Raw genomic sequence first — 18,865 nt, forward strand, 5'->3', positions numbered from 1 at the left:
GGGCAGAGGATCAATGCACGGTCAGGCCGCGATAGCGGTTGAGTGCGGCGTGGATCTCCTGAGGGCGGGGGCGGGCCAGGTGCCCGGGGTGTCCGCGGTGAGGGGAGAGCCAGTCGAGTCCCTCGGTGTCGAGACGATGCACCAGCTTCCCGATCAGGGCCGTGATGTCATGCTCCGCACCGGACTGCTCGGCGAGGCGGTCCAGCGCCTTCGCCAGCGCCTCGGTCTGCGCGGGGTCCACCAGCTGGGCCACGGCGGTCAGGTCGATGTCCTCGCGGCCGTACTGGATCATCCGGGGCCCACGGCTGCGGGCGGGCTTGGTCTTCTTCGCCGGATGCAGCGAGTCGCGGCGGGGGACGCGCGCCGGGAGGCTGGTAAAGCGCCGCTCCCCGGGGCCGTCCGAGGCGGAGCCGGATGTGTCCGGGGTGCCCGGCTGCGACGTCGTCCTCTTGTGGTCTGCGGCGATCTGGTGGGCCTGCGCGGTGACATCGCGCAATGTGTAGTCTTCCAGCGCGATGACCTGGTCGGCGACCTCGAAGAAGGCACCCGATCCGCCGGCCACCAGCACCGTGGAGACCCCGCGTTCGGTGAAGAGCGCGCGGACCCGGTCCACGAACGGGGTGATCGGCTCCCGGTCGGCCGGGATCAGCTGGCGCATCCGGTCATCGCGGATCATGAAGTTCGTGGCCGAGGTGTCCTCATCGATCAACAGGGCCGTGGCTCCGGACTCCACGGCCTCGATCAGGTTGGTGGCCTGGGAGGTGGAGCCTGAGGCGTTGCTGCTGGAGAAGCTCCGGGTGTCGACCCCCGAGGGCAGCCCGGAGATGAAGGCGGAGATGTCCACGCCGGCAGCGGAACGCCCGTCCTCGGCCCGGATGGACGCCGCCGAGCTGGTGGTGATCACCCATTCGCGGCCGTCGCCGGCGATATGCGGGTAGACCCCGCGCTCGATGGCGCGCAGCAGCGTGGACTTGCCGTGATAGCCGCCGCCGACGATCACGGTGACGCCTTCGGGGACGCCCATTCCAGTGACCTGACGACCGGAGGCCACGGTGAAGGAGCGGCGCAGCGCCTCGGGGCTGCGGAAGACCACCGCGTCCGTCCCCAGGGGCAGATCAGAGTCCCCCGCCCGGCGCGGCAGCATCGAGCCATCGGCCAGGAAGGAGACCAGCTTCGCGGCCTCGAGCTGGGCGCGGAGATCCTCCTGATCGCGCAGCAGGCTGACGTGGGAGCGCAGCGCCTCCGGGTCCAGGCTGCTGTGCAGCAAGGCGGCCTGCGCGATCCGCGGCAGGGTCTCGGTGAGCAGCCGGGCGGCCTTGCGTCCCAGGGCCCGACGTCCCGCGGCGGGCAGCGCCACGGACAGCCGAGCCGTGATCAGCTCCTCGGTGATCACCACGCTGGTGCGCTCAAGCACCTGCTGTCCGGGTCGTCCGATGCTGATCCCGGCAGCGGCGCCTGAGCGCTCCGAGGATCCCTCGCTGAGCGCGTCGGCGAAGGCGCGGGTGAGGAAGTCGCTGACGGCGATGCGTCCAAGCCGGTCATCGAGCAGGTCAGCGGGGAGCTCGGCGTCCTTTCGGCGCAGGCTGATCTGCATCAGAGAGGGCGGGGCGTACGGGTCCACCTGGACCTTGTCCACGCTCAGGGTGAACCGGCCCAGGGTGTAGCGGCCGCTCAGCTGCTTATAGGATGCGTATCCGCGCCCGTCGATCGAGGTCAGGGTTCGCACCAGGGTCTGCTGGTCACTCATGCGCTCTCCGTGTATTCGCGCTGGCGTTCGCGCTGTCCGTGGGTGAGCCGGCGCAGGTCCACGCCGGAGTCGAAGCTTGATCCGATGGCACCCGCGAAGACGCCCATCCCGGCACTGAACCATGCGATGTTCAGGTAGTTGAGCAGGCTGACCTCGCTGCTGATCACGCTGGCCAGGTATTCGGCGTCGATGATCACCAGCCCGGCCAGGAAGATCACCACGACCAAGGCCAGGTAGAGCATCAGGATGCAGACCAGCAAGGTGATCGCGGTGGACCCGTTGTAGAGGGTGACCACGGTGGCGAGGCTGCGGTTCCGAGGCCGGTCCCAGAGCCCGTCGCGGATGATCAGCCAGACGATCATGGTGATCATCGCGGCGAGCCCGACCACCACCAGGCGCAAGGGGCTCAACGCGTCGGCCATCTGCCAGATCGAGCTGTAGAAGATCCCGAACGCTCCGGTGGCCGCTCCTGCGGCCAGGGCGCTGGAGAGCTTCGGGACGGTGCGCAGCGGGTCATTGCCCAGCACCATGCCCAGCACGGTGCGCGGCCCGCCGGTGATCGTGTGCGCGAACAGGCCGAGCGCCTCCCCGCGCTCGGTGGACTGCCATCGGCTCCAGCGCTGGTCGTATTCTTCCGGGTCGACTCCGGCGCCCGGGGGCAGCAGGCGCAGCAGGGAACCGGTGAAGACCTTCTGGATGCGGCGTTTGGTCGCCCAGGCGCCCAGGGTCGGGCAGGAGACGATCGCGACGTTCTGCTCGGGGAAGATCTCCGAGATCAGCGGGTGGCCGTTGGTGTGGCGCGGGATCTCGGTGAGCATGATGACCGCGTCGGCGTCGGCATGATCTTCTTCCATCTTGCGGACCGAGTCGATGTCCAGGGTGGCGTCGGGGTGGATGCGCAGCATCCGGGTCTCCGAGGACACCGTGACCTCGCCGTCGATGAGCTGTCGGGCTCGGGCGGTGAAGGACTCTTGGATGGACTTCACCCGCCGGGTGGGCAGACCCGGATCGGCGAGGAGCAGGATGTGGAACGGTTTCGCAGACACGGACCCTGACGCGGACTCAGGCACAGACGCAGTCTCGGAGGCGGGCTCGGACTCTGACTCAGACACAGCCTCAGGGGCTCCTTAGCTGTTGTGGATGGGGTCTCATCTCGAAGCCCCGCCTCGCTGGGCCGGTGGCCCAGCGAGGTGCCCTGCAGCGGGCAGGTGTGCACACTCTAGGCGAAGAGCGGTGCGAAGCCTGTGGGCAGCTGGGAACGCAGATCCTTGATCTCACCTTCGGACACGGAGTCCGCAAGAGTGGAGAACACCGCCTTGACCTGCGGGAGGACCTCTTCGGTGCCGAGCCCCGGCTCCAGCTTGCTCGCGACCCGGCGCAGGAACTCATCGACGTCATCGGCGATCTGGTTCTGCGTCTCGGCGGTGAGCGGGGCCTTCAGCTCCGCGGGCAGCTGCGCGGCGAGGTTCTCCGCCTCACCGCCCTTGAGCCGCTTGCCGAGGTCCTCCATGACCACGTGGACGAGCTGGCTGGTCTGATCGCGGTCGGTGGGACCGCCCTTCTCGGAGACGGTCTTCAGGAATTCGTCGTGGCGCATCGAGTGCTCCTTCGCTTGCTGAGGCCGGCGGGCCGTGCGCGGAGACGAGAACGTCCGCTTCCACGTGCTCGCGGGGTCGGTGCCCCGTGGGCGGGCCCGTCGTGCCGGTCCTCCCACCGTAACCACGGACCCCCGCCGAGTGTCGAACCCAGCCGCCGAGCCCAGCCGCCGCGAGCCCAGCCGCCGCACCGGGCCGCCGAGGTGGCTCGCGGCCTAGGCCTCCCGGGCGATCCGCCACGCGCTGCGCACCAGGGGCAGCTGCAGCGGAAGCCGAGCCAGCGCGATGTTCCGCGCCTTCGGCCGGTGCCAGTACTTCTGCACCGAGTAGATGTTCGCCGGGTAGACCGCGATCATCAGCGCCGCGGTGCACGCCCCGCCCACCCTTCGGGTCGCAGGAACCGCCAACAGGGCTGCGCAGCCCAGCTCGGCGACGCCGCTGACGTAGGTGATCAGGCGGCGATTGCCCAGCTGCGGAGGCACGATCGAGTCGAAGACGGCGGGCCGCAGGAAATGCAGCACCCCGGTGGCTCCCAGGAGCCCAGCCATCGATGCGGCGCGCGCGGTGCTGTTCATCAGATCCTCCAGAGCGGGGGTGTCGAGCTGGCGTGTTCGGGGCGGCGTGGACCGGATCGACGTCCGGTCCGGGGTGAGACACTGACCGGATGCCGATCCTGAAAGTGACTCGAGGCCTGTGGGGATCCTCTCATCCTGGACCGACCGTGGTGGTGACGACCCTCGCGGTGGCGCTCGCGGTCTCCGCCGGGCTGAGCCTGGATCGGCTCCTGCTGCTCGGGCTGGCGGTCTTCCTGGGTCAGCTCTCGGTGGGGATCTCCAATGACGCCTTCGACGCGGAACGGGACCGCGCCGTCGGACGCGCTGACAAGCCGCTGGCTCGTGGGGATCTCAGCGTGCGCGCAGCCTGGACGGCGGCGATCGGGTGCCTGGTGCTGGCCCTGGCCCTCTCCGCGCCGCTGGGGCTGTGGCTGCTCGGCGCCCACGCGGTGTTCCTGGCGGCCTCCTGGGCCTATAACGCCGGGCTCAAGGCCAGCGTGTTCTCGCTGGCCCCCTTCATCCTGGCCTTCGGTCTGTTTCCCTCCTTCGCGACCCTCGCGGACGAAGACCCCGGGTTCGCCGCACCCTGGGCCGGATTCGCCGGGGCCGCTCTGGGCGCCGCCATCCACCTGACCAATGTGCTGCCGGACCTCGACGACGACGCCCGCACCGGTATCACCGGCCTGCCGCACCGGCTCGGTGCCCGTCCCTCGGCCGCACTGGCCGCGGCCGCGGTGCTCGCCGGCGGGATCGCCGTGACGGCAGGGTCCGCCGGGTGGCAGCTGCAGCAGGTGCCGGTGATCTCCTGGGTGTTCTTCGCCGCGGTCGGCTCGGTGGCGCTGCTGGCGCTGGTGATGGCGGTGCGCGCCCGCTCGGGCCGGGTGCTCTTTCGCCTGGTGATGCTGGCGGCCCTGCTGCTCGCGGCACAGCTGGTGGTGGCCGGAGGTTCGCTCGCCGGCTGAACCTCAGGAATCGCCTGCTGGACCTCAGGCCTTGCCGGCCGAACCTCGGGAGGCGGTGTCCAGGCCCATGGCGTAGGCGTGGGCGAACGCCTTTCCGGCGCCCGGGCCCAGCATCAGCCGCACCCCGGTGCGGCGCGCAGTGTCACCGGCCGACGGCAGCGGGCGGCCCAGCCGGGTGTTCAGCGCGGCGAGTCGGGCTGCCCGGCGTGCCGAGCGCAGCCGGGCCTGCTCCCATTCCCGCAGCGCGGCCTCTGGTGCCGTGCCGGTGTTCACCCAGGATGCCAGCAGCGGGGCCAAGGTCGCGGCGTCGAGCAGGCCCAGATTCATCCCCTGGCCCCCGATCGGGCTGACCTCATGCGCGGCGTCGCCGATCACCAGCAGTCGGCCCTGGCGCAGCGCCGGGGCGACGAACCGGCGCACCCCGAAGCTGCTGACCTCCCCGGTGAGCTCCTGCCCGTGGGCCGCCAATCGGCGCTGCAGCCGGTCCCGCTGGGCTGCCGGGTCCTCACGCGCAGGGTGCTGGGCGGCGCCAGCAGAGTCCCAGGCGACGAGCCGGCGTCGTCCCTCCGGCAGCGGGAAGGACTCCAACACACCACCGGGCTCCAGGTGGACAAGCGCAGTGTGTGCGGCCGAATGTTCCGGCAGCTGGTCCTGAGAGGTCTGGCCACCTAGCACCGGACGATCGGGCACAAGATCGTCGGAGATGAGGACATCGGTCATCAGGTATCGATCCGGGTAGGTGTGCGCCTGCGCGGATCGGTAGACCAGCTCCCTGGAACGCGGACCGCCGGCGAGCACCACCACCGGGGCACGCCGGTCTCCGTGGCTGGTCTCCAGTTCGACGTGGCCCGGGCAGGTCCGCACCGCGCCGACGCTGACTCCGCGCTGCGGGGCCGCGGCCGCCTGGGCGAACACCGCCTCGGTGCCGGACTGCGGAAGGGTGGCGACGAAGGGGAACCGGGTGGAGAGCCGGTCGAAGCGCACGACGCCGAGGAGCTCTCCCTGGGCCCGAGCTTCCCCTCGGGTGACCCGCACGGCCTGCTCCAACAGGCCCGCGGTGAGACCGGAGCCCTCCAGAGCGGTGAGCACCGGAGCGTGGACTCCGATGGCGCGACTGGCGCCGCTGCCCTCGCTGCGCTGTTCCAGGATCTGAACATCGACCCCGGAACCGCGCAGCAGCGCGCCCAGCAGCAGCCCCACCGGGCCGGCACCGACCACGATCACCTCAGCCAAGACCGGGCGCTTCCGCGATCAGCCGGAACGCGGCGGGGGAGGTCACGGTCCACTCGGCGCCCAGCGCGGCGGAGAGCTCTTCGCGCCGGTAGCTGCGCCGGATCGAGCGCAACCCGTCGGTGCGCAGGAACGTCCCAGGCGCGAGCGGGATGATCCCGACGGCGTAGAGGCTGTACGCCAGCCGGCTGCGGGCGATGTCGCTGTGCAGCACGGTGCCGGTGCACAGCTGCCGCGAGGCATGGCTGAAGTCAAGCAGGCCCGGGGCGTCGAGGTGGTGCAGCACGTGGTTGGAGATGACGACGTCGAAGCTCTCGCCCTGCCGCAGCAGCGCGTCCGCGTCGGCGCACAGGAACCTGACCTGCGCAGACTCCTCGGCGCGCTGCTCTTGAGTGCGCTGATTCTGCGTGCTCTGCTCTTGCGCGCCCTGGGCGGCGGCGTGCGCCCGTGGATCCGGATCGGCGCCGGTCCAGTGGACCTGCAGGCCGTCGCGGGAGGCCAGGTGGGCCAGCCGGGTGACCACGTCCCCGCCGCCGGAGCCGAGGTCCAGCACCCGGGCCGGCCGGTGAAGGCCGGTGAGCAGCGGGCGCAGCCGGCGCCGGTAGACCTGGTCCCAGCCGGAGATCAGCCGGTTGACCCGGTGGAAGCGGCGCAGCGTCGCCTCCAGCCGCACCGGGTCGCAGTCGGGGTCATCCATGAGCTCACGCAGCTGCTCATCGCGGAGGGAGAGGTTGACCCGGCTCACCGGGTCACCGGGTCTTGCTCAGCAGGGCCGATTCCACGGTGAGACCGGGACCGAAGGCCAGCGCCGCGATCCGGCCGCTCACCGAGGGATCGGCGAGGAGCTGGCGCAGGATGAACAGGATCGTGGCGCTGGACATGTTGCCGTGGTCGCGCAGCACCGCTCGGGAGGCATTCAGCGCAGAGGCCTCGAGCTCCAGGCCCGCCTCCACCCGGTCCAACACGCTGCGTCCTCCCGGGTGGACCGCCCAGCGGGCCGGCGCCGGGTCTGCGCCGAGGAAGCGGTCCACGGCGGCGCGGATCTCCCGGCCGATGATCCGAGGCACCTCCGCGGAGAGTCGCATGTTGAAGCCTCGGTCTCCGATGGTCCAGACCATGTCGGATTCTCCCTGGTCGGTCAGGGCGGTGGCGAAGCGCTCCAGGTCGAGACCCCCGGGGAGACCGAGGTCCTGCCTGGCGGTGATGACCGCTGCGGCGGCGCCGTCGGCGAAGACCGAGGCGGCGACGATCTGCTCGGAGTCTGCAGTGTCGCGGATATGCAGCGAGCAGAGTTCCACGCAGACCACGAGCACCACGGCGTCCGGGTCTGCGGCGGTGATCTGCGCGGCGCTGCGCAGGGCTGGCAGCGCCGCGGCGCAGCCCATGAACCCCAGGTGGCTGCGTGCCACGGTCTCGGGCAGGCCAAGGTCGCGGATCAGGCGGAAATCCAAGCCGGGGGCGAAGAAGCCGGTGCAGGAGACGGTGACCACGTGGGTGATCTGGTCGGCGTCGACCTCCGCCTCGGTCAGCGCGGACCGGGAGGCGTCGGCCGCCAGTTCCGGTGCGCTGTGCCGATAGAGCTCGTTGCGGGTGCCGGTGGTGGGGGAGAGCAGCCGGGCCCCCTCCCCGACGAACACCCCGTCCTCGGCGCCGCCCAGACCGGTGAGCACGGTGTGGCGGTTCTCGATGCCGGCGGCGTCGAACGCTGCTCCGATGAGCCGCTGGGTCAGCCGGGTGGTGTCGGGCTGATCGGCGAAGAAGGCGCGCAGCTGGTGCTGCGGCACCGAGGTTGCCGGCAGGGCCGTACCGATGGAGACGATGCGCGCGGACATGTCACCACTTAACCACGCCCCTGAGTGTCTCGGTCACAGGGAACTGGGCGAACTGACAGCAAATCTGGAAAAGGGCTTGTCGAAAAGAAGAATCTGGTATTTGATCATCGCGTGACGCCAGACTCTGTGCAGCCGGCGCGGGATGCCACGATCGACATCGCTAAGGCGCTGGCGATAATCCTGATTGTTCTCGGCCACGTATGGCGTGCCCTGGAACCGGCGGGGTTGGTGGAGGACCCGCTGCTGACCCAGGTGGACTCGGTGCTGTACATGTCTCACCTCGCCGTCTTCGCGTTTCTGGCGGGTCTCTTCGTCGCCTCTGGGATGCGTCGCGATGGAGCGTGGCGCTACACCGCAGCCCGCTCGGTGACCTTCCTGTGGCTCTATACCCTGTGGTCCACACTGCAGCTGGGGATGAAGATCGCTCTGGGCTCGAAGGTGAATGATCCGGTGCATCCGGCCGAGCTGCTGCGAATCTGGGAGCCGAAGGAGCAGTTCTGGTTCTTCGGCTGGATCACCGTGATGATGCTGCTCGCCGCCGCCGCGAAACCCTGGCGCAGCCCGAGGGCCGCCGTATTGACGCTGAGCCTGGCGGGCCTGGGCTCCGCCGTGGTGTGGGGGCTGAACTGGAGGGTGCTCGGCGGTGAGGGGCTGGCGCTGAGCGTGTTCTTCTTCCTCGGCGTGGTGCTCACCGGCAAGCGCCTGCTCGGCTGGGTCCAGCGCGCCAGGGTGGGCCAAGCGGTGCTGCTGGTGCTCCTCGCCGGGACGGTGTGGCTGGTCCTGGGCGCCACGCTGCTGGCCACCCCGCCCACGGCCTATGGCGGCAGCCGCACGGTGCCCAGCATCGCACTGGGTGTCCTCGCCTCGAGCGCTGGGGTGCTCACCATTGTGGCGGTGGCGCTGCTGCTGGCCCGGATGAGGAGCAGGACCCGCTGGCTTGCCCGGATCGGGGAGCTCTCCCTGGTGATCTTCGTGGCCCACGTCTTCTTCACCGCGAGCGCCCGGATCGCCCTGAGCCTGCTGGGGGTCGATGCCCTGGTCGCACATGTGGTCCTGCCGACGCTGTGCGGGGTGATCGGCCCGCTGCTGGTCTACGCCGCAGCCCAGCGGCTGGGTCAGGAGTGGCTGTTCGAGGCTCCGGCGTGGTTGCGTCACCGTCTGGGGTCGGCGCCGAGAGCTTCTAGCTCGGCTGCTCCTGCGGCTGCTCCCGGGGCTGGGGCTCCTCGAACGCGGCAGGATCCATCCCGGTGATGTAGGCGGCCTGAGCGATGTGCGCCAAGGCGTCCAGCGAGATGCTGATCAACCGGGCCCCGCGCGTGACCGGTGGGTTCCATCCGGCGTCGATCACCTCATCGAGGTCGGCTTCGCTCAGGGTCTCCTGGTAGGTCAGCTGGGCCGCGACGACGGCGCGCAGATGTTCCAGGAGCAGGTCCGGATCGCTGGCCTGGATTCCCCCGCGCGTCGGTGCCGGTGTGGCCGAACCCCATCTCGTGCTCGTCCAGGTCCAGGGCGAAACGTGCGGCGAATCCCTGGGCCGTCCAGACCGTTGGCTCTCCGGAGAGGCCGGCGAGCTGCTCATCGATCTCTCGCGCCGAGTGCCACAGCAGCCAGGCGATGGAGTTGTCATGATGCGGGTGGGCGTTGAGCGCCTGCGCGGTCAGCGCTGGACGCAGCTCCTGCGCCTGCTCCAGCGGACGGCGCGCGATGTCGTGGAGAAGCTCGATGCTGTTCATCGTGGTCACCTTGTCGTTCGTATGTGTGGGGGCAGGTCGGGTCATTCTGCGAGCAGCGTGCGCACGTGCTGGTGCAGCGTCGTCGTCGGGCGTCCAAGCAGGCGTGACAGGGTCCCGTCGGCGCCGGCGAGCAGTCCGTCCCTGATGTTCGCGTCCAGGGCCGTGACGAAGCCTGCGGTGCCCTCGTCCAGGCCGAAGCTCAGCAGGGCGGCGAGGTGGTCCTCGGTGGAGAGCTGGTCCACGCGGACTTCGCGTCCGGAGACCTCGGTGATGGTCGCGGCCAGCTCTTCGAAGTTCCAGGGGTGATCTCCGCTGAGCTCGAGGACGGCGCCGTTGTGCTCCTCAGAGAGCAGCACCACGGCGGCGGCCTCCGCGTAGTCCCGGCGGGGGGCGCTCGCGATCCTGCCGTCCCCGGTGCTGGTGAGCAGGGCGCCTGTGGTGATTCCCTGCTGGATGGTCTCGTCGTAGTTCTCGGTGTACCAGCTGTTGCGCAGCACGGTGTGGGTCAGCCCGGAGGCGTCGAGCAGCTCCTCGGTGGCCTTGTGTTCTGGTGCGAGCACCAGGGCGGAGGTGCTCGCACCAGGGGCGCTGGTGTAGACCAGTGTCGCGTCGACCTTTCCGGCGGCGTCGATGACCGCGGCGTGCTGGGGGACGCGCCGTCCGACCTCGCTTCCGGAGATGAGCAGGATCTTCTCGGCATCGGCGAAGGCGGCGTCGAGTGTGGCGGGATCTTCATAGTCGATCCGCGCGGTGCGCACTCCTAAGTCGGCGAGATCCTGCAGCGCGGCAGGGTTGCGACCCCCGGCGAGGATGTCCGAGGCCGTGGCCCCTCGGGCCAGGAGCTGTTCGATGACCTGGCGGCCGAGATGTCCGGTGGCTCCGGTGACGACGATGCTCATGTCTTCTCCTCGATGTCTCGGCACCGGGGTGGTGCCTGCCTCAGAGTCAACCGCCGCTGGAGACGATCGCTTCCCGGGGCTGGGCGTGACCTTTGGTGCCGCGGCGCCGGGGCAGCGGTGGCCGGTTCACCGGAGCAGTTTGGCGGTGGCACGTTCCAAGGTTCTTTCGACCTCAGACCCTGGACGCTCGCGCAAGACCGCGAAGCCGACGATCATGAGTGGGAACGCGTCCCGGTAGACCTCGGCGCGGCGGACCGTCGGGGTCTCGGCCAGTTCCGTGATCAGGTCCCAGCCGTGCCAGTTCGCCAGGCTGGCAAGGTCTTCAGCCGGGTCATCCTCACTGGCAAGGTCCCAGTCGAGGACGCCGACCACTCTCCCGGATCGCCAATGGATGTTCATCCCGGCAAGGTCGCTGTGGTTGAGAGTGTGGTGTGATGCGGCCAGCGCGTGAAGCGATTCCAGTGCGTCGAGTCTGTTCTGCGCCTGTGCACGCGCGGACTCTGGAAAGAGCGGAACAACCTGCTCACGCAACACCTCACGCCAGGAGTCTCCGCCATAGAACGCGCGGGCCGGCGCCAAGAACGGTCTCAGGTCATCGAGCGGAACGGCGTGAACCTCATCGAGAAGTGCTCGCAACACGTGCGGGTCCGCCGGCCCAGGTGGGTGGGGCTCTCCGGGGATGCGGATCACCGCGACTCCGGTGACACCGGCATGGGTGCGTGGGGCCACCAGCGAGCGCGGGACCTCGAAGCTCAATCGAGGGAGTCTGTCCACGAGCCGCTGGCTCCGCTGCATCTGCCGGGCCGATTCGTCGTCGCGCCCGATTCTCACCGCGACCTGGTCAGCGAGCACCACGAGAGACGATGATCCGACGCGGATCCATTGCCACCGTTCTGGGGCCGAGCGGTGGCCAGAGTCATGGAGGAGCTGTTCTACAAGTTCGATGACCACTTCACGGTCGGGCTCCACGTAGTCGATTCGCATCTCAGGCGACGGACTCTGCGACGTCGTGCCGATTCCCAAGCCCCAAGGCCGCGAATACCCGGCGGCGCAGAAGCTGGTACTCGCTGCGGTGCGCGCGTGGCCCCTCCGCCGGCCGGACGACGACGCGCGGTTCCCCCACGGTGTGGCTGCTCGCGAACTGATCCCGAGTGAGGTCGACCTCGAGGCCACCTTGAAGCCGGTTCCAGTAATGGACCGAGCTCACTCCACCCGCGCCCGCGCTGACGTCGGCGAGCAGCAGATCGCCACCGAAGAGGTCCTGGAGGACGAGAGCCGTCGGTCCACACTGCCCATGCGAGGGGTTATCAGGGCTCCACCCCGGAAGGCTCCCAGGGGCCAGGCATGTGGTGTCGGCACCCCAGGCGTTTCGGAACGCTTGTTCCACTTCCAGGAGCGTGTGATTCATCGCGCCAGCCTACCCAGGGTTTCTCTGCGCGGTCATCATTATTGATGATCAAATCAATGGGTGTTTCTCCAAGTATTCAACGAAAAGTGTGCTGGGATGTCCCTTCAGGGGTTCGAAAACCACACATGCGGAAATGAGATCAGACGATGCAGACAGCACCCTATGACAGCTTCGCTACGGCCTACGCGGCAGACAATGAATCCAACTTCGTGAACGGGCACTATGAGCGCCCCGCGATGATCGATCTGGCGGGTGATGTGGCCGGGCGCCGGGTGCTCGACGCCGGTTGCGGCTCCGGGCCCCTGGCGGCTGCGCTGATCGACCGGGGCGCCGACGTCGTCGGCTTCGACCTGAGCCCGGAGATGGTGGAGATTGCGCGCCAGCGACTCGGTGCGGACGCGGACCTGCGTGTGGCCGACCTCGGCGAGCCACTGCCCTACCCGGACGATTCCTTCGACGACGTGGTCGGCTCCCTGGTGCTGCACTACCTCGAGGACTGGACGGCGGCGCTGGCGGAGCTGCACCGTGTGCTCAAGCCCGGCGGCAGGCTGATCCTCTCGGTCAACCACCCTTACGCCTACATGCTCAACCACCCGAAGGCCGATTACTTCGCGAGGACCCAGTTCTCCGATGAGTTCACTTTCGCGGGCCAGGAGGCGACGCTGACCTACTGGCACCGACCGCTGCCGGCGATCACCGCGGCGTTCACGCAGGCCGGCTTCGAGATCTCCTCGATCACCGAACCGCCCTATGACCCGAACACTCCGCTGGAGCTGATCCCGCCGCCGCTGGTGGGACGTTCCTTCATCTGCTTCATGTTCTTCGTGCTCGAGGCACGGATCTAGCTGCTCGAGTCAGGGTCTCTGCCCGGGAGGCCGAACCAGGCGAGCACGGCGCAGGCCGCGAATACGAGGCTTCCTGAGGCGGTTGGCAGCCGGATATCGACTCCAGCCAGCAACCCGCCGAGGACCGAGCCGATAGCGAGTCCGAGCAGGCTCGCCACGCGTGTCGCGGCACCGACCCGCCCGAGGAGCTCGCCTGGCACCAGCCACTGGCGCAACGACGTGGCGCAGATGTTCCACACCACCGCATGAAATATGTACAAACCCAGCAGCGCTGCGGCGAGCATCGGTGCCGATGTCCAGGCCAAGCAGGCGAGGCTCAATGATCCGAGTGCGAGGCTGGCTGTGATGAGAGTCCTGTAGTTCCACCGAAGCCGCAGTCGAGGGACGAGCAAGGCAGCGAGGAGCCCGCCGAGCGCCGATCCGGCGAGCATGAGCCCATAGCCGAAGCTCGTCAGATCAAGTCGGTCTTGAGCGAAGATCACCAAGACCGAGAAGGGCAGCATGTACCCCGCGCTGGCGAGCCCGCCGATCAACGACAGCTTGCCGATGGTCCGGTGTTCGGTGAGCCACCGTGCGCCCTCCGCGACCTGCGTGCCGAACGCCTGCCGCGATTCAGCCCGCGCCTTCGGATCGGCGCTCCTGGGCAGAGCGAGAGCAAGTACGCCGGCCGCGGCCCAGGTTCCGCCCATCACGTAGACCGGCAGAACAGCGGCCACGGTGAAGAGAAGGCCGCCCAGCGGTGGGCCGACGAACTCGTCGCTGATCAGCTGGACGCTGGCGATGCGAGAGTTCGCCCGGTCGAGTGCAGGTTTGGGCACCACGCCGGGCAGCATCGCCACGGCCGCACCATCCGCCAGGCTCTCCAGGGTCGCCACGACCGCCATCACTGTGTAGAGCGCCAGCAAGGAGGCAGCGCCGAACTGGATGCTGGAAGCTAGGAGCATCAGCGCCAGTCCTCGGAGAAGATTGGCGCTGACCATGAGGGACCGGCGATCCAGCTGATCCACATAGACACCGATGGGCAGCACGACCAGGAGCCGTGTGAGGGCGTACATGGTTGCCAGCCCAGCGATCCACAGCGGATCGTCCGTCATCGAGGCAGCCTGGAGTGGCATCGTGACGAAGGCCAGGCCGTCTGAGAGGTTCGAGAGACCACTGGCGCCCAGCAGCACGTGGAATCGACGGCCCAGACTCATTATTGAACTTAGCCACACTCTCGGTGCGGGTCTCCTGGAACGCGTGTCTGCGGGTCATTAGCCTGAAAGTATGGACTTCCTCAGCACCCCCACACTTACGGGCTCCCTTGCTTCCTTGGAACCGCTGTCGTTGGCGCATGCTCCGGAACTCACCGAGGCAGTCCAGGACGGCGATCTCCACCAGCTCTGGTACGCCCGTATACCGGAGCCCGAGGAAATGCGAGTGGACATCGAGCGGCGCCTCCAGGCTCACGCTGCGGGCAACGTCGTGCCATGGGTGATCCGCCGAACCAGCGACTCAGCCGCAGTAGGCGTCACCATGTTGCTCAACATTCGGGCGGAGCACCGGCGTCTGGAGATCGGCTCTACCTGGATCAGTGCCAGCGCGCAGGGAACGGGCCTGAACACCGAGGTGAAGCTGCAGCTTCTGACGCACGTCTTTGAATCACTGGACTGCGTGGCCGTGGAGTTCCGCACGCACTGGCACAACCGACGATCCCGTGCAGCGATCGCCGCGTTGGGGGCAAAGCAGGATGGGGTGCTGCGCAATCACGACCTCTGGCGTGACGGAACGATCCGAGACGTCGTCGTCTTCTCCATCATCGATCGCGAATGGCCCACCGTGAAGCTGGGCCTGCAGGAGAAGCTCCGGGTGCTGCGCTGAGCGGTCGCCGCGTGTTCAGTCCTCGGTCGCTGTGAGGATCTCCGCGAGACCGACCAGGTGTTCTGCTTCGATCTCCGGAGCCTGGAAGTAGCTTGGATACGCGGCCCCGGTCCGGTTGATCCAAGCTGTCCGGAGCCCGGCGGCGGCGGCCCCGTGGATGTCCCAGGGGTGCACCGCGACTAGCATCAGCTCCTGCGCCGCCCGGCCGGTCTGCTGCGCGGCGTAGTCATAGGCCTCCCGAGCAGGCTTCCACCGGGGTGCGTCCTGGACGCTGAGGCATTGCGCGAAGCGCCCGCGCACACCGCCGGATTCCAGCAGGGATTCCGCGATCGCCGCGGAGCCGTTGCTCAGCGTCACCAGCTCCGCGGTCCGGCTCAAGGCGGTGACGCCTGGCGCGACGTCTGGGTGAAGGTCCAGATGCTTGAAGACCTCCAGGATGCGATCCACCTCTGCGGCGCGGTCCCGCGTTTCGGAAGTCGCTGCCAGGCGGCGGTCCAGCCCATCCCGGGCGAGCGTGACGAAGTCCGGATTCACCCCGGTGGTGGTCAGCGCGAACCCGTCGCGGAGTACCTCTGAGAACCACAACGACGCCGCGCCGGCTGGCAGCCCGGCTGCCTCGAACGCGGCAGCGAGGGGCCGCATGTCGGAGAGCGTCTCGTTGACGTCGAAGACCAGCACGGCAGGCACAGGAGTCATAGCTCTTCCTACCACGGGGTTCGCCGCTGAGGCCCGGCGCGCAGGCCTGACCCCACAGGCTGACCCCGCAGCTGCGGGCAGGGTCAGGCCGAGCCCGGAATGAACCCGCAGGCTGGTCAGGCTCGGGGGTTCACCAGGATCTTGACGTGTTCTTCATTGTTGTTGATCAGCTGATCGAACCCCTCGGAGACCAGTCCGTCGAGACCGATCCGACCGGTGATGAACGGACCCAGGTCGATCTTGCCCTGCTCGACCAGTTCGATCACGCGCCGATGATCATTGGCGTAACCGATGGTGCCCAGCAGCGCGATCTCCTTGAGCACCAGCTTTGGCATGTCGACCTCCGGCTTGTGGCCCCAGATCGAGACGTTCACGATGGTCCCGGCGGGGCGCACCGCGTCCAGGAGCATGTCCAGGACCACCGGCACGGAGGAGCATTCGAAGCCGACGTCGGCCCCGCGGCCCTCGGTGCGGCTGCGGACCTCCGCGGCGACGTCGACCTCGCGCGGATCAAAGACCTCATCGGCCACCCCGGTCTCCCGGGCCTTGTCCTTGCGCGCCTCGGAGAGCTCCGAGACGAAGACGGTGAGTCCCTCAGCCTTGAGCACCGCGGAGGTGAGCAGGCCGATGGGTCCGGCGCCGCCGACGATCGCGACATCCCCAGCCTTGGCCCCGGACCGGATGAAGGCGTGGTGGCCCACGGCGAGCGGTTCGATCAGTGCGGCGTGATCCAAGGCGACGTGGTCCGCGATCGGGTGCACCCAGCGGCGTTCCACCACGATCTTCTCGCTGAGTCCGCCCCCGCGCCCGCCGAGGCCGATGAAGTTCATATTCGGTGAGAGCTGGTAGTCCACTCCGGGCTTGACCTCCACATCGTCTCCAAGGATGTAGGGCTCGACCACCACCTTCTGGCCGGGGCTGAGATCGTCGACGTCGCCCGCCACCTCGGTGACCGTGCCGGAGAACTCGTGGCCCATCGTGACCGGCGCGGACTCGCCGGAGAGCGGGTGCGGGTGTCCATGCGCCGGGACGAAGATCGGGCCTTCCAGATACTCATGCAGATCAGTGCCGCAGATCCCGCACCAGGCGACGTCGATGGCCACGTGTCCCGGTTTCAGCTGGGGTTCGTCGATGTCTTCGATACGGATGTCTTTGCGATCGTGGAAGCGTGCTGCACGCATGATGCTCATCTCCTGGGGGTCGGTCCGAGCCTGGCTGGACGCTCGCAGACTACTCCTCGCACCCTGGCAGAAGACCAGGTTTCAAGGACGAAAAACAGTTCGCACCGGGGCGAAAAAAGTGTGGTCCGACTCGCCCGCGGTGCGAAGCACGCCCGAATCTCAGCTGACCTTCATCTCGCCCATCTCATCCCACCCCTCGCCATCAACCTGGCGAGAGATGATCTTGGGCGTCGAGACCAGGGCTTGGTGCATCGGGCTGCCAGGGGCGGTCGCCGTCTGGAAATGTGCGGACTTTACGTGCGGCTCGGCCCCGTCGTCGTCGAAGGCCTCGACCAGGACATACTCATTCGGGCGCTCCAGGCTTCGGGACCAGTCGAACCACTTGTTCCCTGGTTCGGCACGGGTCGCCTCGGTGAAATCGCGGGTGATATCAGGCCACTGCTCCGCGAACTCGGGTTTCACTTCAAACTTCACGACGATCAGGATCATGTTCTTCGTCCTTTCCTCTGGTTCCTGCAGGTGTTGTCAGTCCGCGCTGAGTGCGCGCGGTCCATGGTCAAGCCTCACGAGAACTGCATCCCACCGTCCACCAGCATCGTCTGTCCCGTGATGTAGTCAGAATCTCCGGACGCGAGGAACGAGACCAGGCTGGCGACGTCGTCAGGCACCGATACGCGGCCAAGAAGAATGTCTCCGGCGTACTTCTTGATCGCCTCACCCTTGTTGAGTCCTTCCGCCTCCGCGAGCTTCTCATCGATGAGATCCCACATCGCAGTGCCCACGATCCCGGGGCCGTAGGCGTTCACCGTGATGCCGTACTTGGCCCACTCCATGGCGGCTGCCTGAGTCAGCCCGCGCACCGCCCATTTGCTCGCCGAGTACGGAGAGAGCAGCGCGAAAGGCCGGAAGGCCACGATCGAAGCGGCGCCGATGATCTTGCCCCCGGAGTCTTGCTCCATCATCTGGCGGGCGGCGGCGCGGTAGGACAGGAAGACGCCCTTGACGTTGACGTCCATGACCTTCTCGAAGTCCTCTACCGAATAGTCCAGCAGCGACTGGACCTGAGCGATTCCGGCGTTGGCCACGAAGACATCGAGCGATCCTCCGGTGTCGACCGCAGACCTGACCAGAGCCTCGGTGGAGGCCTCGTCGGTGACGTCCACCTCGGCGGCGCTCGCGGCACCACCTTCTCTGGTGATCGAATCGACGGTCTCAGCGGCTGCTTCCTGCATCCCGGGAAGATCTGCGACGACGACGTGCAGCCCATCTCGTCCCAGCCGTTCCGCGATCCCACGGCCGATTCCCCGACCAGCGCCGGTGACGACGGCTACCCTCTTCTGTGGACTCATGATCAGTGCTCCTCACATCTGGATGATGAGCACAGTCTGTGACGCAGCCAACATCGAATGACAGAGGCGTTCTCGCCGAATGAGAATCCGCGTCAGCCTGAGCGCATGTAACGGCTGCACCGACCGGCATACTCTCGCAGCGCGGCTTCGATCTGCGCTTCGATCCCGGCGGCGCGCCGGGAAGGCATGCTCAGCGCAATCGCTCCGACGTTGAGCCCGCTGCCATTGCGCACCGGGACTGCCGCACATGTGGTCCGGGGAAGGAACTCCTCGTGCTCCCAGGCGATTCCTCGGGTGGAGACGGCGTCGAGGTGCTCGTCGAGCAGGTCGTGGCGGGCGATGGTGTGCGGGGTGAGTATGGGCATTCCGCGGGCCTGGATGTATGAGAGTCGCTGCTCGGCGGTCATTCCGGACAACAAGATCTTCCCGAAGGCGGTGGCATGAGCTGCCTCATGGAAGCCGAAGCGCAGCGGCCGCAGCCGCGGATGCTTCTCGCAGTCGGAGAGGTACGTGAGCACGATGTCCGATCCCCGGTAGACCGCGAAATATGAAGCGGTCTCCATCGTGCGATGCAGCTCGTCGGTCGCCTGCCTGATCGCTGAGGGTGCGACCAGGCGTTGGCGGAATGACAGTCCGAGGTCGAAGCATTTGGGTCCAAGCTCAAAGCACCCGTCGTCCTTGAGGTGAACCAGATACTGCGTCTTCACCAGCTCATTGAGGAGGCGGTAGACGCTGGGGAGGGGGATCTCCAGGCGGTCCGCAACCTCACGTGCGGTGGCGCTTCCGGAGGCTGCGACGGCCTCCAGCACGGAGAACGTCCGGTGGATCACGGCGATATCGGGCATCGCGCCTCTTTTGGGACGGGTGTTGACGTCTTTCGACGTGGCTTTCTCGTGGAGTGAGAATCCGCCTGTTTCATAGTGTCACACATCACATACCGTGAAGGAGCAATGAGGTCGCAGCACCCGCCGACC

General features: G+C 67.9%; 21 protein-coding genes. 4 read left to right on the plus strand and 17 right to left on the minus strand.

Annotated features, from left to right (window positions below; translation table 11 throughout):
- Positions 1 to 10: 10 nt before the first annotated feature.
- The 4 genes from HNR24_RS10850 to HNR24_RS10865 form a co-directional block, all read right to left on the minus strand.
- The gene (locus HNR24_RS10850) at positions 11 to 1,747 is read right to left on the minus strand and encodes an ABC-ATPase domain-containing protein (RefSeq protein ID WP_182495755.1); all 1,737 of its coding nucleotides are present in this window, start codon (positions 1,745 to 1,747) and stop codon (positions 11 to 13) included.
- The gene (locus HNR24_RS10855) at positions 1,744 to 2,859 is read right to left on the minus strand and encodes a hypothetical protein (protein ID WP_310735431.1); all 1,116 of its coding nucleotides are present in this window, start codon (positions 2,857 to 2,859) and stop codon (positions 1,744 to 1,746) included. Before HNR24_RS10855 ends, HNR24_RS10850 begins: the two co-directional genes overlap by 4 nt.
- A 107-nt stretch (positions 2,860 to 2,966) precedes the next feature.
- The gene (locus HNR24_RS10860; protein ID WP_182495756.1) at positions 2,967 to 3,344 is read right to left on the minus strand and encodes a DUF2267 domain-containing protein; all 378 of its coding nucleotides are present in this window, start codon (positions 3,342 to 3,344) and stop codon (positions 2,967 to 2,969) included.
- A 213-nt stretch (positions 3,345 to 3,557) separates the two neighbouring features.
- The gene (locus HNR24_RS10865; protein ID WP_058887786.1) at positions 3,558 to 3,917 is read right to left on the minus strand and encodes a DoxX family protein; all 360 of its coding nucleotides are present in this window, start codon (positions 3,915 to 3,917) and stop codon (positions 3,558 to 3,560) included.
- Positions 3,918 to 4,006: 89 nt separating this feature from the next.
- Here HNR24_RS10865 and HNR24_RS10870 point away from each other — a divergent pair, with 89 nt between their 5' ends.
- Positions 4,007 to 4,858, plus strand: coding sequence for a UbiA family prenyltransferase (locus HNR24_RS10870; protein WP_232301692.1), 852 nt, complete (start codon positions 4,007 to 4,009; stop codon positions 4,856 to 4,858).
- Between the two features lie 24 nt (positions 4,859 to 4,882).
- On the opposite strand, the gene HNR24_RS10875 is transcribed toward HNR24_RS10870, so the two are convergent.
- From HNR24_RS10875 to HNR24_RS10885, 3 genes are read right to left on the minus strand one after another with little or no spacing between them, the layout of a single operon-like run.
- Positions 4,883 to 6,082, minus strand: coding sequence for an FAD-dependent oxidoreductase (locus HNR24_RS10875; protein ID WP_310735462.1), 1,200 nt, complete (start codon positions 6,080 to 6,082; stop codon positions 4,883 to 4,885).
- A 1-nt stretch (position 6,083) separates the two neighbouring features.
- Positions 6,084 to 6,833: a methyltransferase domain-containing protein gene (locus HNR24_RS10880; protein WP_310735432.1), complete on the minus strand. Its 750-nt coding sequence runs from the start codon at positions 6,831 to 6,833 to the stop codon at positions 6,084 to 6,086.
- Positions 6,834 to 6,837: 4 nt separating this feature from the next.
- Complete coding sequence (locus HNR24_RS10885) at positions 6,838 to 7,920, minus strand: type III polyketide synthase (RefSeq protein ID WP_182495758.1); 1,083 nt, start codon at positions 7,918 to 7,920, stop codon at positions 6,838 to 6,840.
- Positions 7,921 to 8,031: 111 nt separating this feature from the next.
- Between HNR24_RS10885 and HNR24_RS10890 the strand changes: the two genes are divergently transcribed.
- Complete coding sequence (locus tag HNR24_RS10890) at positions 8,032 to 9,171, plus strand: acyltransferase family protein (protein ID WP_182495759.1); 1,140 nt, start codon at positions 8,032 to 8,034, stop codon at positions 9,169 to 9,171.
- A gap of 98 nt (positions 9,172 to 9,269) precedes the next feature.
- Here HNR24_RS10890 and HNR24_RS10895 read toward each other — a convergent pair whose 3' ends face one another.
- From HNR24_RS10895 to HNR24_RS10910, 4 genes are all read right to left on the minus strand, one after another.
- Positions 9,270 to 9,653, minus strand: coding sequence for a hypothetical protein (locus tag HNR24_RS10895; RefSeq protein ID WP_310735433.1), 384 nt, complete (start codon positions 9,651 to 9,653; stop codon positions 9,270 to 9,272).
- Between the two features lie 41 nt (positions 9,654 to 9,694).
- Entirely contained in the window at positions 9,695 to 10,552 is an 858-nt protein-coding gene (locus HNR24_RS10900) for an SDR family oxidoreductase (protein WP_058887782.1), read from the minus strand.
- 126 nt (positions 10,553 to 10,678) lie between these two features.
- Positions 10,679 to 11,536, minus strand: coding sequence for a phosphotransferase family protein (locus HNR24_RS10905; protein WP_058887781.1), 858 nt, complete (start codon positions 11,534 to 11,536; stop codon positions 10,679 to 10,681).
- Position 11,537: 1 nt separating this feature from the next.
- Positions 11,538 to 11,960: a YunG family protein gene (locus HNR24_RS10910; RefSeq protein ID WP_058887780.1), complete on the minus strand. Its 423-nt coding sequence runs from the start codon at positions 11,958 to 11,960 to the stop codon at positions 11,538 to 11,540.
- 146 nt (positions 11,961 to 12,106) lie between these two features.
- Here HNR24_RS10910 and HNR24_RS10915 point away from each other — a divergent pair, with 146 nt between their 5' ends.
- On the plus strand, positions 12,107 to 12,805 hold the full coding sequence (locus tag HNR24_RS10915; protein WP_058887779.1) for a class I SAM-dependent methyltransferase: 699 nt from the start codon (positions 12,107 to 12,109) through the stop codon (positions 12,803 to 12,805).
- Here the strand turns inward: HNR24_RS10915 and HNR24_RS10920 are convergent.
- On the minus strand, positions 12,802 to 14,001 hold the full coding sequence (locus HNR24_RS10920) for an MFS transporter (protein ID WP_058887778.1): 1,200 nt from the start codon (positions 13,999 to 14,001) through the stop codon (positions 12,802 to 12,804). The genes HNR24_RS10915 and HNR24_RS10920 overlap by 4 nt on opposite strands.
- Positions 14,002 to 14,071: 70 nt before the next feature.
- On the opposite strand from HNR24_RS10920, the gene HNR24_RS10925 reads away from it, so the two are divergent.
- Positions 14,072 to 14,665: a GNAT family N-acetyltransferase gene (locus HNR24_RS10925; RefSeq protein ID WP_058887777.1), complete on the plus strand. Its 594-nt coding sequence runs from the start codon at positions 14,072 to 14,074 to the stop codon at positions 14,663 to 14,665.
- A 15-nt stretch (positions 14,666 to 14,680) separates the two neighbouring features.
- Here HNR24_RS10925 and HNR24_RS10930 read toward each other — a convergent pair whose 3' ends face one another.
- From HNR24_RS10930 to HNR24_RS10950, 5 genes are all read right to left on the minus strand, one after another.
- The gene (locus HNR24_RS10930) at positions 14,681 to 15,361 is read right to left on the minus strand and encodes a haloacid dehalogenase type II (protein WP_058887776.1); all 681 of its coding nucleotides are present in this window, start codon (positions 15,359 to 15,361) and stop codon (positions 14,681 to 14,683) included.
- A 116-nt stretch (positions 15,362 to 15,477) separates the two neighbouring features.
- Positions 15,478 to 16,542 carry a 2,3-butanediol dehydrogenase gene (locus tag HNR24_RS10935; protein ID WP_058888126.1) on the minus strand — a complete coding sequence of 355 codons (1,065 nt, stop codon included), beginning with the start codon at positions 16,540 to 16,542 and terminating at the stop codon, positions 15,478 to 15,480.
- A gap of 159 nt (positions 16,543 to 16,701) precedes the next feature.
- Positions 16,702 to 17,031 carry a putative quinol monooxygenase gene (locus HNR24_RS10940; RefSeq protein ID WP_058887775.1) on the minus strand — a complete coding sequence of 110 codons (330 nt, stop codon included), beginning with the start codon at positions 17,029 to 17,031 and terminating at the stop codon, positions 16,702 to 16,704.
- A 74-nt stretch (positions 17,032 to 17,105) separates the two neighbouring features.
- Positions 17,106 to 17,891, minus strand: coding sequence for an acetoin reductase (locus HNR24_RS10945; RefSeq protein WP_083504632.1), 786 nt, complete (start codon positions 17,889 to 17,891; stop codon positions 17,106 to 17,108).
- Between the two features lie 92 nt (positions 17,892 to 17,983).
- Positions 17,984 to 18,736, minus strand: coding sequence for an IclR family transcriptional regulator (locus HNR24_RS10950; protein WP_058887773.1), 753 nt, complete (start codon positions 18,734 to 18,736; stop codon positions 17,984 to 17,986).
- Between the last annotated feature and the right edge of the window lie 129 nt (positions 18,737 to 18,865).

The sequence above is a fragment of the Nesterenkonia sandarakina genome (assembly GCF_014138825.1).
Taxonomy (GTDB): Bacteria; Actinomycetota; Actinomycetes; order Actinomycetales; family Micrococcaceae; genus Nesterenkonia; species Nesterenkonia sandarakina.

Bases quoted from the DNA above. Each gene is read 5' to 3' on its own strand.
- HNR24_RS10850 (WP_182495755.1), bottom strand. From the start codon at position 1,747: ATGAGTGACCAGCAGACCCTGGTGCGAACCCTGACCTCGATCGACGGG.
- HNR24_RS10860 (WP_182495756.1), bottom strand. From the start codon at position 3,344: ATGCGCCACGACGAATTCCTGAAGACCGTCTCCGAGAAGGGCGGTCCC.
- HNR24_RS10865 (WP_058887786.1), bottom strand. From the start codon at position 3,917: ATGAACAGCACCGCGCGCGCCGCATCGATGGCTGGGCTCCTGGGAGCC.
- HNR24_RS10870 (WP_232301692.1), top strand. From the start codon at position 4,007: ATGCCGATCCTGAAAGTGACTCGAGGCCTGTGGGGATCCTCTCATCCT.
- HNR24_RS10885 (WP_182495758.1), bottom strand. From the start codon at position 7,920: ATGTCCGCGCGCATCGTCTCCATCGGTACGGCCCTGCCGGCAACCTCG.
- HNR24_RS10895 (WP_310735433.1), bottom strand. From the start codon at position 9,653: ATGAACAGCATCGAGCTTCTCCACGACATCGCGCGCCGTCCGCTGGAG.
- HNR24_RS10900 (WP_058887782.1), bottom strand. From the start codon at position 10,552: ATGAGCATCGTCGTCACCGGAGCCACCGGACATCTCGGCCGCCAGGTC.
- HNR24_RS10905 (WP_058887781.1), bottom strand. From the start codon at position 11,536: ATGCGAATCGACTACGTGGAGCCCGACCGTGAAGTGGTCATCGAACTT.
- HNR24_RS10910 (WP_058887780.1), bottom strand. From the start codon at position 11,960: ATGAATCACACGCTCCTGGAAGTGGAACAAGCGTTCCGAAACGCCTGG.
- HNR24_RS10915 (WP_058887779.1), top strand. From the start codon at position 12,107: ATGCAGACAGCACCCTATGACAGCTTCGCTACGGCCTACGCGGCAGAC.
- HNR24_RS10920 (WP_058887778.1), bottom strand. From the start codon at position 14,001: ATGAGTCTGGGCCGTCGATTCCACGTGCTGCTGGGCGCCAGTGGTCTC.
- HNR24_RS10925 (WP_058887777.1), top strand. From the start codon at position 14,072: ATGGACTTCCTCAGCACCCCCACACTTACGGGCTCCCTTGCTTCCTTG.
- HNR24_RS10930 (WP_058887776.1), bottom strand. From the start codon at position 15,361: ATGACTCCTGTGCCTGCCGTGCTGGTCTTCGACGTCAACGAGACGCTC.
- HNR24_RS10935 (WP_058888126.1), bottom strand. From the start codon at position 16,542: ATGCGTGCAGCACGCTTCCACGATCGCAAAGACATCCGTATCGAAGAC.
- HNR24_RS10940 (WP_058887775.1), bottom strand. From the start codon at position 17,031: ATGATCCTGATCGTCGTGAAGTTTGAAGTGAAACCCGAGTTCGCGGAG.
- HNR24_RS10945 (WP_083504632.1), bottom strand. From the start codon at position 17,891: ATGAGTCCACAGAAGAGGGTAGCCGTCGTCACCGGCGCTGGTCGGGGA.
- HNR24_RS10950 (WP_058887773.1), bottom strand. From the start codon at position 18,736: ATGCCCGATATCGCCGTGATCCACCGGACGTTCTCCGTGCTGGAGGCC.